Source organism: Frischella japonica (genome assembly GCF_014489845.1).
In the GTDB taxonomy this organism is placed as follows: domain Bacteria; phylum Pseudomonadota; class Gammaproteobacteria; order Enterobacterales; family Orbaceae; genus Frischella; species Frischella japonica.
Map to the genome: position 1 here is coordinate 112533 of NZ_JABURY010000006.1, position 12015 is coordinate 124547.

General features: G+C 33.8%; 9 protein-coding genes. 4 read left to right on the forward strand and 5 right to left on the reverse strand.

Features of this window, described 5'->3' with window-relative positions; translation table 11 throughout:
- Positions 1-10: 10 nt before the first annotated feature.
- Together FcAc13_RS01950 and FcAc13_RS01955 are read right to left on the reverse strand one after the other, a co-directional pair.
- Positions 11-463: a surface-adhesin E family protein gene (locus FcAc13_RS01950; RefSeq protein ID WP_220679505.1), complete on the reverse strand. Its 453-nt coding sequence runs from the start codon at positions 461-463 to the stop codon at positions 11-13.
- Positions 464-1556: 1093 nt separating this feature from the next.
- Positions 1557-2399: a DUF6708 domain-containing protein gene (locus tag FcAc13_RS01955; protein ID WP_187754515.1), complete on the reverse strand. Its 843-nt coding sequence runs from the start codon at positions 2397-2399 to the stop codon at positions 1557-1559.
- Between the two features lie 738 nt (positions 2400-3137).
- Here FcAc13_RS01955 and FcAc13_RS01960 point away from each other — a divergent pair.
- The 4 genes from FcAc13_RS01960 (at position 3138) to FcAc13_RS01975 (ending at position 7400) form a co-directional block, all read left to right on the forward strand.
- Positions 3138-3557 (forward strand): OsmC family protein, encoded by a 420-nt coding sequence (locus tag FcAc13_RS01960; RefSeq protein WP_187754516.1) that lies wholly within the window; start codon positions 3138-3140, stop codon positions 3555-3557.
- A gap of 115 nt (positions 3558-3672) precedes the next feature.
- The gene (locus FcAc13_RS01965) at positions 3673-5022 is read left to right on the forward strand and encodes an APC family permease (protein WP_187754517.1); all 1350 of its coding nucleotides are present in this window, start codon (positions 3673-3675) and stop codon (positions 5020-5022) included.
- A gap of 319 nt (positions 5023-5341) precedes the next feature.
- Complete coding sequence (locus tag FcAc13_RS01970) at positions 5342-6601, forward strand: putative DNA modification/repair radical SAM protein (protein WP_187754518.1); 1260 nt, start codon at positions 5342-5344, stop codon at positions 6599-6601.
- Positions 6602-6608: 7 nt separating this feature from the next.
- Positions 6609-7400, forward strand: coding sequence for a TIGR03915 family putative DNA repair protein (locus FcAc13_RS01975; RefSeq protein ID WP_187754519.1), 792 nt, complete (start codon positions 6609-6611; stop codon positions 7398-7400).
- Positions 7401-7442: 42 nt separating this feature from the next.
- Here FcAc13_RS01975 and recG read toward each other — a convergent pair whose 3' ends face one another.
- Genes recG through rpoZ form a run of 3 tightly spaced genes read right to left on the reverse strand, consistent with a single transcriptional unit; the run spans position 7443 to position 11969 of the window.
- Positions 7443-9533, reverse strand: coding sequence for an ATP-dependent DNA helicase RecG (recG, locus tag FcAc13_RS01980; RefSeq protein ID WP_187754520.1), 2091 nt, complete (start codon positions 9531-9533; stop codon positions 7443-7445).
- A gap of 2 nt (positions 9534-9535) precedes the next feature.
- Positions 9536-11644, reverse strand: coding sequence for a bifunctional GTP diphosphokinase/guanosine-3',5'-bis pyrophosphate 3'-pyrophosphohydrolase (gene spoT / locus FcAc13_RS01985; RefSeq protein ID WP_187754830.1), 2109 nt, complete (start codon positions 11642-11644; stop codon positions 9536-9538).
- 34 nt (positions 11645-11678) lie between these two features.
- Positions 11679-11969 carry a DNA-directed RNA polymerase subunit omega gene (gene rpoZ / locus FcAc13_RS01990; protein ID WP_187754521.1) on the reverse strand — a complete coding sequence of 97 codons (291 nt, stop codon included), beginning with the start codon at positions 11967-11969 and terminating at the stop codon, positions 11679-11681.
- Between the last annotated feature and the right edge of the window lie 46 nt (positions 11970-12015).

Genomic DNA, 12015 nt, shown 5'->3' on the forward strand with positions numbered 1-12015 from the left:
TAATATTTTGTCACTTATGATTTTGTGCTGGTAGCGCTTTATCACAGATTAATTCTTTCGTACTGCTTAAAAGGCTGTCTTCTTCGAGCGTTTGCCATTCATCTGTTTGCGCAGTATAAATAAGATTACCATTACCAAAATTATTATCGTATATATAGCTTTCTTGTAATAGATATTTCGGTTCTTGGCAATTGACGATATACAAATTCGCTTGGGAATTTATAAATATCTTATCTTCCTCAACATAAATAGGTACTAACTCATTAAACAACATAATAACTTGCCTTAAATTTTTTTCATTACTATAAGGTGATTGACTGTTTTTGACTATATAAATATCTGTAGTATCGTTTTTACCGACAAATATTAATTGATCCAAAGAATAAGGAGGGGCAATGTTGAGCTGAGCATATGATGTAAACGAACATATTAATAGCATAATATTTAATATAATTATTTTCATGTTATTTTAACCAATTTAAATGTAATTTTGGATGAATTTAACTTAATTCACTAACCGGAAGTTCTCCTAGTAAAGTGCAGTAAAGATCAAATCCTCGTGGGGTAGTTTTTTTCAATGAGTAAAAATGTTGCTGCGATATTTGAGGACCGTTTGATATCTGATACCTCATTATGATTAGATAACCATTTGTTATTTTTTACTATGACAGTGTCACTAGTATAATAATTATTAACTATTTTTTGCCAATTAATCCAGAATAGAGTCTGAGTAATATTGTCAATAAAATGATATGGAATTTCGAATTTCCTCAAAAAGTATTGTTGGTCTTGATCATTTAAATTCAGTTTTCTATAACAAAGTAAATTTAAATCGTTAAACGCGATCGTTTTTGAAAATTCTTGAATACTATAGTTAATTAATGCAAACAAATGAATCATTTCACTAGTAATATTTGTTTGTATAGCATTTGAGTGATTGTGTTCGTAATAGGAATGATAATAATCAGAAATCAAAGTGGAATAAAATTTATCGTCGCATTGTATAAAATACTCTAATAAATTTTTTATATCTCTGCCATCATCAGGTGAATACACTCTGAGATAAAAAGGTAGGAAGAAACTTATCAATATCATGCGTTTTTTTTTCATTTTTTAAGCCATGTTATTGTTATTTATTATAATTATCTTAGTTTATAGCAGGTTGAAAGTTTGAGCAAACTGATTTATATGGTGAGTAGTAAATTTTGTGATTGTTATGAATCTTTGTGATGTGCAAATTGAGTGTAATTTGATATAAGTCAATTTAAATAATGGTTTAACACAAATCAATACATAAAATTATGAACGAATTGCAAATAAAATTTATAAACATTAACTAGTCAAACATCACCATTATCGCATTATAAATATCAAGTAATGATTAATGGTTAAGCTAGCAGTTTATTTTGATATAAATAGATGTGGGAACTCATAAATATTTTTATTATGATGTTTTCCATGTTTAAATAATTATGTCATGGATTAAAAAAGATTATTAATTTTTTATGTTAATAATCTTTTAATTTATCAATTGTCATATGGATGTTTCATTATGATTAATTTTCAGGATAACGTTGTTTGATTGCTGATAAATGTTGCAATGAAATAGCATTAAATGCTTCAATCATCCACTTTGGCCAACCTTGTCCTTCGATATAATGGTATTTGAAATTATGTTCTTGGTGAGCTTTATAATTTCCATGATTGAGATTAGCTAAATCATGGAAAGACATAAAATTATTGATCCAAAACCATATATCAACATTCTCTTTTCCAATTCTATCACGGTCTAATATGATATGATCTATTGCTAAACTTGAGTTTGGTTTAAAGACCATTAACACGATACTTTGTCTTCGACCTCTACTTTCGTATCGCATGACCCCTTGTAAAAGCCGCCAATCATATTCTTTAATCCGTTTTTTAAACGGCAGAAGATAATATAACGGGTTACGCAATAATTTGAAATTAAAAAAATAGTTTTCATTGATATAGACTTTTTGCGTTTTACGATTAAAAATAATTGGACATCCGCGTCGACTAAAAATATCCATATATAACCTTGGTAAAAAGGCCAGATAAAGAAAACAAACAAGACCAAAAATCGTCAAAAATTGAAAAAAGATTTTTCCTTCTTTACCACACTGAAAACCAACATCTTCCTGAAGGTCAACCTCATACAAAAATTCACAAGCATGTTTTAAAATAAGTAACGCCAATAAACAAATGACAAAGAAGACTATTGATCCAAAAACTTGCCACGTTTTTTTTATTCGGCGAATAGCACAATAATTGTCATTGACATAAATAATATTTTTTTCTGGACTTGATAAAAGATTGGATCCTTTTTGCAAATCCGCATGCCAACAGAACAATTGTGGCTGGTACTTAGATGGCATAATCTCTCCTACTGTTGGATATTATTAATTATTGAATAGTTAGAGAATAATAGTGTTAATTAGTATGATTAAGCCAATTCACCCTGTTCAATCATGATGAATAGTTAACGGAAAAATTAGGCTACATAGATATTATGCTATTATATTTTTTAAGTCAATTTAACTTATTGAGTTAAGATTTGTTGCTATTTTTTATAATATGAATTTATTAATTAATAATAAAAAGATACATCTAAAATGCATGCTTTTACGAAATTATACGACTGAAAAGCAATTATGTTGCAAATAATAACGCTTCATCTATGTTAAAAATGGTGTAGTGGAGTAAGTTTTAGTATGTCTTTGGTTACTATCTTAACTAAATTGGGATTTATTAATTATTGTCACGTCAAAAAATAAGTGGATATATTGATCCTGTGATTAAATATTCATTTTATTCTTTAAAGATTGATTGTTATTTGTTTTGCTATCATTATTAGACATATATAAATTCTTATCGATTAAAAACGCTAAATCAGTTGGTTTGTAATCATGTAATTTTCGAATTATCAGACTTGTTTATGAATTTTATATTATCATCGATTGGATTTTTGGTATCCATTTGTTTATAAAGAAATTATTATCAATAGGCATTGAATTGGATATAGATAACTGGTTCGATAGTTACAGCAAGTGATTTTATAAGTTAAACATAATAGAATAAAATGATTTAATTCACAGTTAATTTAGGAGTCGAGTATGAAAGATCGTTTAAAATGGATTGATGAATTTGGTTTTATGGGTGAAACCGCAAGCGGTCACGCTTTAGTCATGGATGGTGGCTTAGAACATGGTGGCCGTAATCGTGGTGCACGTCCTATGGAACTTTTACTGCATGGTGCTGCAGGTTGTATGGCATATGATATCATTGCTATTTTAAAAAATGCTAAAGAAGATGTGCGAGATTTATGGATTGATATTGATAAAACTCAAGCTGAATCTTCACCCAAGGTATATACCGCGATTAATTTTCATATAGTTGTAACAGGCGAAAATGTTAAAAACGAATCAGTAGAACGTGCGATCAAACTTGCGTCTGAAAAATATTGCAGTGCTTCTATTATGCTAGGTAAAACAGCTAAAATGAGTTATACCTACGAAATCAGAGAACAAGAATAAATTAATCATGTTAGATTAAATTGTTATATATAAATGATAAATTGATCTTAGATGGTTTATCATTTTTTTTCTAGAATACTCTCTTACTTGTTTATACTCGTTAAGTGAGAATAATATGCAACAATTAACGAAAAGTATGCAGTTGCGGGATTTAGTAATTCTTGGACTATTGTTTATCGGTCCTACCGCACCAGTTGGTTTATTTGGTGTTCTTGATGCGATCAGTGATGGAGCAATTGCTTCAGTCTATATTGTATCGACAATGGTCATGGCTTTTACTGCTTTATCGTATGCCAGAATGGCTAACCAGTTACCACATTCAGGATCTGTGTATGCATACTGCTCAGCGGGTATTCATCCTCATGCTGGTTTTTTAGTCGGATGGTTATTGTTGCTCGATTACCTTTTTATTCCAGCTGTTGCTTATTTGTTTAGTGGAATTTCACTTAATGCATTGCTTCCAGATATACCCGTTTGGATCTGGACTTGTTTCGCTGTAATTATTACAACGCTATTAAATTTAATCGGCTTTAAAAAATCAGCAATTATCACTCTGATCATATTAGTGATTGAAATTATAGTGTTAGCTGCTGTAATTATGACCGGAATAGCGATTATTTTCATACATGGAATACAACGTGATTGGTTGCATCCATTTATGGGAGGAGAACTATTTAATTGGAATAATTTATTTAGTGCTGTTTCAATCGCGGTACTGTCCTATTTAGGATTTGATGCGATAGCTACCTTCGCAGAAGAAAATGCAGGGCAGCGTAATTTGGTTAGTAAAGCTATTATTAGTTGTTTAATTTTAGCCGGTATTTTATTTGTGGTTCAAACGTATATAGGAGCATTATTAAGTCCTTATTCACCGGAATATTTACGCGCTAATCCAAATGTACAGGGAAAAATATATTATACTATTGTCAATGAGCAGTTAGGATTATGGTTAGGCTGGTCATTGGGTTTAATGAAAGCTATTGGCGCTGCGTTTGCGGCTATGGTAGGACAAGCAGCAGCAAGTCGTTTATTATTTAGTATGGGACGTGATAAACGATTACCAGCTTTATTAGCAAAAGTTGGCAAACAAAGTGGTGTTCCAACGATTGCCATTTTGATCGCAGCGGGTTTTAATTTATGTCTTGCTGCTTTGGCCGCTAACCATGCTAAAGGTTTACCAACATTGGTATCATTTGTTGATATTGGTGCAATTTGTGCATTTATTATGTTACACGTGTCAGTAATTGGCTATTTCAAAATTAAGCAAAAAACCACCGGACTGCGAGCATTATTATTTGATATTGCACTACCGACAATCGGCATTTTAGTGTTGTTGCCAGTATTATTACACATTGATAATGATGCTAAAATTGTCGGCATTGTCTGGCTGGTGTTAGGTAGCTTGGTATTATTTTTTAATCGTCGTCAGGCTAATCTATCTTGGCTTGAATCAACTAACAATTAGCAATAATTTTTTTGCAGCTTTTCTAAGTAATTAAGTGGTCAATTTGTCATATCAAAGCGCCACTTAAATTCTCGTCAAAATATAGTCTAATTGTTTTCTCTTACAAGCAATCAGCCGTTTAGAATCCTAAATGAGTTATATTCAGCTGAGGTTGTTATAATGATTCACTAAAAAATAGCGATCCTATAATAATCGGTTTATTAATTTAGAAAAAATAATTTTTCAATTTAAGATGTTAATCAGTAATTTTTGATGACATATGTTACTTATTAAATTATACTGTTTAAATATACAGTTTATTTTTAATTGAAAAATATTCATGAAAGATTCGACGATAAAAAAACTTGAAATCCTGGCGGAATCAGCAAAATATGATGTATCTTGTGCATCGAGTGGTACTTCACGTAGCAATATCAAGGGTGGTATTGGAAGTGCACATGGTTGGGGAATTTGTCATAGTTTCACTGGTGATGGGCGCTGTGTTGCATTGTTAAAAATTATGCTGACAAATTTTTGTTTATTTGATTGTGCTTATTGTATTAACCGTAAGAGTAATGATATTCCACGCGCAGCTTTTTCACCCAAAGAATTAACGGAATTAACGATTGAATTTTATCGGCGTAACTATATTGAAGGGTTATTTTTGAGTTCTGGGATTATAAAAAATCCTGATCATACTATGGAAAGAATGTTACGGGTGATTAAGGATTTACGAACTGTTCACCATTTTAATGGTTATATTCATATGAAAACGATACCTGGTGCCAGTCGTGAATTAGTTTATCAAGCCGGATTATATGCTGACCGTTTAAGTGTCAATTTAGAAATCCCGACCGAAGCTAATCTTAAACGTTTAGCACCAGATAAAGATCATCAAAGTATTTATTCACCAATGAGACATATTCAACAACATTTATTGGAAAATAAAGAAGAGCGTAAAAAATATCGTCATGCGCCAAAATTTGCTGCCGCTGGACAAAGCACGCAAATTATAGTTGGTGCTACGGATGAGTCTGATAAGCAGATTTTAGAGCTTAGTTCAAAACTTTATAAACGACCTAGTATGAAGCGCGTCTACTATTCTGGTTTTATACCGGTCAATAGCTATGATAAACGTTTACCCGTTGTACAAGATGTGCCACGTAAGCGAGAAAATCGTCTCTATCAAGCTGATTGGTTATTGCGTTTTTATCAATTTGAAGTCAATGAAATCGTTAATGATGATTATCAGGAGCTTGATTTAGATATGGACCCAAAATTAGCTTGGGCAATTAGGAATCCGCAATTTTTTCCGGTAGATATAAACCGCGCCAGCTATGAGAAGATATTACGGGTTCCAGGAATTGGCCTAAAATCGGCAAAATTAATCGTTACTGCCCGCCAACATGGGCGGTTGAATATTGATGCTTTGAAAAGGATCGGAGTGGTACTAAAACGAGCTCAATTTTTTATTATTTGTGCAGGAATGCGAACATTTAAGATGCAAGAAGCATCAGCTGATTATATTCGATTATCATTACAAGAGCCGATACCATTAATTGAAACGGCTCAACCGCAACAGTTAACGATGCTTTTATAGGAATAGTATGCTGGTTTTTCGTTATGATGAAACTTTTGAAGGGTTATTGACCGCAGTATTTGATGCATTTGCATTGAAAAAATGGCCAGAGCAGGTATTAAGTCGGCATGACGTGGTACCTTTATTTACTAGTGAAGAGTATATCGTTTTTACGGATGATAAAAAAGCTGAACGTGTTAGTACTGCAATGAAAAAACGTCTACCAAATATAGCCTTAAATCAATTAACTTATGTGTGGTTTTCTGAATTACCTGAACGCAGTTCGCTCATTTTCCGCTATTTAATAAAACTCTTTAAAACAAAAAAAGATATTTCAACTAACTTTGCTGATCCAGATGTCTTAGCTGTGAAGCAATTAGCGAAAAAAGTATCAAATGAACGTCATTATTTAATGATGTTTGTCCGTTTTAATGCAATTGAAAATCAAGGTGAAAAAGTTTATTTTGCTACGGTAGAACCTAGGTATAATGTTTTACCATTAGTTGTTGCTTTTTTTAAAGATCGATTTGCTGATCAGAAATGGGCTATTTTTGATACTAAACGCCAGTTCGGTTATTATTTTGACCTTAAGCAGTTAGATCTTGTTACGTTGGATGAGCAAGCTGATTTGTTATTCGACGGTGCCATTAATCAAAATTATCTATCAGCTGAAGAAAGACAGTTTCAGAAATTGTGGTATCATTATTGCCAAGCTTTAACGATTAAGGAACGAATTAATCCTAAACTACAACGGCAATTTATGCCTAAACGCTTTTGGAAACATCTACCCGAAACTTGGCATAAAACATTTGATAACTAATATCAAAAAGTTTTATAGCAATATAACTGACATTTTCTATGTTTATGCATTGATATATTTGGTACGTTCAGGTAACCAACTATTAATGAATTTTAGTGCAATGTCAGGTTGAAATTTTAAAATATATTGCGCTACTTTTTGGATATGGTGAATTAACATTTGGTCGCGGATTAAGTCAACGACCCTAAAATCGGCTAGACCAACTTGTCGGGTACCTAAGATTTCGCCTCCACCACGAATTTCAAGATCTTTTTGTGCAATAACAAAACCATCATTACTGTCACGCATCACGTTCAGCCGTTGTTTAGTTACTTGACTTAGGGGAGCTTGGTACATTAATACACAGTGTGAGGTAGCTTGTCCACGCCCGACTCGACCTCGTAATTGATGTAATTGAGATAATCCGAGCCGTTCAGCATTTTCAATAATCATCAAACTAGCATTAGGTACATCTACACCAACTTCAATAACCGTGGTTGCAATTAATAACTGAATTTCACCCTGTTTAAATGCTTGCATAATCTGTTGTTTTTGCTGTGGTTTCATTTTGCCATGTACTAAGCCGACAGTTATGTTAGGTAATAATTGTTGTAGTTCTCTATAAGTCACTTCAGCTGCTTGGGCAGATAATATTTCTGATTCTTCCACTAAAGTACAAACCCAATAGATTTGCTTACCGGTTAAACAAGCTTGTTCAATGCGTTCAATAACTTGATCACGTCGTGTATTTGGTAATACTACTGTTGTGACAGGCGTACGTCCAGGTGGTAATTCATCAATAATCGATATATCTAAATCTGCATAAATTGTCATAGTAAGGGTACGTGGAATTGGTGTAGCCGTCATAATTAACTGATGTGGATAACGGTTATCTTTAATCCCTTTTTGCCATAAGGTTAAGCGTTGATCAACACCAAAACGGTGTTGTTCATCAATAATTACCAAACCAAGCTGGGCGAATTTAACTTGCTCAACAAATACCGCATGGGTACCGATTAGGATATTCGTTTCACCTGATTCCAACTTGGCATAACATTCACGTTTTTGTTTAGCAGTTAACTTTCCTGCCAATAGATTGATCGTCAAACCTAATCGCGTAAACCACTGTGTAAAATTGTGATAATGCTGCTCAGCTAGAATCTCTGTAGGGGCCATTAATACGACTTGTTTATCATTTTCGACTGCATTAAGTGCTGCTAATGCAGCAACTAACGTTTTACCACTACCGACATCTCCTTGTACTAAACGCATCATTGGTTTATCTAGTGCCATATCGTGCCATATTTCTTGCACGACACGTGTTTGGGCTCGAGTTGGCGAAAAAGGCAAAGCCTCCAAAAAAGGGGTAATAAAACGATTTTTAACAATCATTGGGATTGCTAAATGGCTCTGATTCCGCGATTTCAATAACTGCATGCTCAATTGATATGCAAGAAGTTCCTCAAAGATCAGCCGTTTTTTGGCAGGATGACTACTGTCTTCGAACGATGCTATATCAATATCCAGAGGGGGTTCATGTAAAATGGTTAATGCTTGCTCTATACTGGGAAAATCCGCGATAAACTGTTTAGGAATAATCTCTTCTGTTGGATTGCGTGTTAGAAGTATTAAACTCAAATGTATAAATTTACGAATAATTGTTTGGGTTAAACCATATGTTGCGCCGTAAATCGGAGTATATTTCTCAGTTTCAAGATTCGTGAATGCTTGGGGGGTATCGCGAACTTGTATTTGGGGATGAATCATTTCTGGATAAAGTTTGCCTTTTTTAACTTCACCATATGCTTTTACCCATTTTCCAGTTGCAAGATTTTGTTGCATGTTTGGATAAAAATTCATAAAACGTAATGTAATGATTCCGCTTTCGTCTCGTATCGTGCAAATTAACATTCTTTTTTTAGTAAAAAGGATTTCGGATTTAATGATTTGACCTTGAACAGTGGTATGTTCACCGATGATGATTTGTGCGATAGGACTATAAGTTGAACGATCTTCATAGCGTAGGGGTAAGTGTAGTAACAGATCACGAATGGTGTAAATACCTAGATGATTAAACTTTTTAGCTAATGCATCACCTAATCCAGGTAAATGACTAATCGGTAAGTGTTGCAATAATCGTTTAGAGACCGTCATAATTAATTGATATTACGTACTACACTGACTACATCCTGCTGGAGACCGATTTTTCTAATAATTTCATTTAGCTGCGTAAGATTTTTTACTTCAATATGTAGGATAATCGTATAGATTCGCGAATCTTTCTCTTCAGTATTTAGCCATTTCACGTTGGCTGATTCTGCTTTTATCGTCGAAATGATGTATTCTAAGGCATTAGCAGTATTATCAGCGATATCAATTAGTACTTCTGCCACTAATAATTGATTTATTGACGGTGACCATTCTAAGGCAATATATTTATCAGGTTGATTTTGATAACCGGTAATATTTCGACAAGATTCATGATGAACGGTTAGCCCTTTTTCTGGATTAACACGACCAATAATAGGATCACTTGGAATAGGATGGCAACATTTTGCAAAGGTGACTAAGAGTCCTTCAGTTCCGGTAATCGCCAATTTTTTAGGGATTTTACTATCGTCAATAATCTCACTATGGTCAATTCCTTTGGCAACTAATTGACTCATTATATTACCGAGACCGATTTCAGCTAATAGATCATCAAAACTATTGAGCTTAGCAAAACTAACAATCCGATCAATGATTTTGGCTGGCACATTTTCAACACCACCTTTATCTGCCAAAGCATAACCTAAAAGTCGTTTACCTAACATGATAGCATCATCACGTTTTAAGTTTTTAAGAACTTGTTTAATACGTGAACGAGCTTTAGAGCTAACCACAAAATTTAACCATCCAGGATTAGGTCGACTATAAGCGGAAGTAATAATTTCAACCGTTTGACCATTAGATAAAGATTGTGACAATGGATATGGTTTACGATCTACCAATGCACCTACACATTGATTACCAATATCAGTATGTACGGCATAGGCAAGATCAACTGGTGTAGCTCCTTCTGGAAGCTCAACGATTCTTCCTTTTGGCGTGAAAACATAGATCTCTTTAGGAAAGAGTTCTGATTTTACATTTTCAATAAATTCAAAAGAATTTCCTGCACTTTGTTGTAATTCCAATAATGTTTGCAACCAACGTTGTGCTTTAATCTGTGCAGTTGTATGTTTAAATTTATCTTTCTTGTTGTACATCCAATGTGCTGCTACACCCATTTCAGCGATTTGGTTCATATCCTCGGTACGAATTTGAATTTCAACTGGGGTACCGTGGGGACCGATCAATGAAGTGTGGAGTGATTGATATCCATTGGCTTTTGGTATTGCTATATAATCTTTAAAACGATTATGGCGTGGTTTGTATAAGTTATGAATTAGACCGAGTACACGATAACAATTATTCACATTATTGACAATAATGCGAAAAATATAGATATCCATGATGGTTTGGAAGCGTTGTTCTCGGTGTTGCATTTTCTGATAAATGGCATAAATATTTCTTTCAATGCCTTGTACCGACGCTTTAATTTTCGCTTTCGATAAACGTACTTCAATTTCTGACAAAATTTGTTGGATTAATTCTTTACGGGTTTGTCTGGCTGATATGACAACCTTATTTAAAACTTGCGCTCGATTGGGATACATAGCCGTAAAACTTAAAACTTCTAATTCTGTTTTAATGTGATGAATTCCTAAACGATGAGCTAAAGGTGCGTAGATTTCCAACGTCTCTTTTGCAATTCGCCTTCGTTTGTCTGGTCTTAGTGAATCAAGCGTTTGCATATTGTGAGTACGGTCAGCAAGCTTAATCAAGATAACTCGTACATCTTCCACCATGGCCAAAACCATTTTACGAAAATTTTCCGCTTGTGCTTCCTGACGATTACGAAATTTCAATTTATCTAGCTTAGAAACACCTTCTACTAATAAACCGACAGGTGCACCAAATTTTTGAACTACATCTTGATAGGTTACAGGCGTATCCTCAATGGTGTCATGCAATAAAGCGGCAATGATCGCCTCATAGTCTAATCGCATGTTTGCCAGAATACAGGCAACAGCAACTGGATGAATTATATAAGGTTCGCCGCTGGCGCGAAATTGTCCATCATGAGCGCTATATGCAAATACATAAGCTTCCCAGATTCGCTTAATTTGCTTACCGGGAAGATACGTTGTGATCAATTTTTCCAAAGGGGAAAAATATTGCATATCCGCAGACATTGTTTTGATACTTTAATGCTGATTATTCGTAAGAAGATTCATCTTCAAAAAGAATAGTATCATGTAAAATAGAGCGGGTTTCAGTTTCTTTTTCTTGGCGAGCCTGATACTCAGATGCATCAAGAATATTTTTGTTAATAAAACCTTCTTCAATTTCACGTAATGCAATAACGGTTTCTTTATCGTTTTCTTCAGAAACCAACGCGGCTTTACCTTCAGCCTGTAGTTGATGTGCGCGTCTTGCGGCGATTAAAACCAGATCAAATCGATTACCAATGATATCAACCGCATCTTGAACCGTTACACGTGCCATGTTTACCCCTATATTTTTCCGAAATGTTAAAGATTTTCTTAACCTA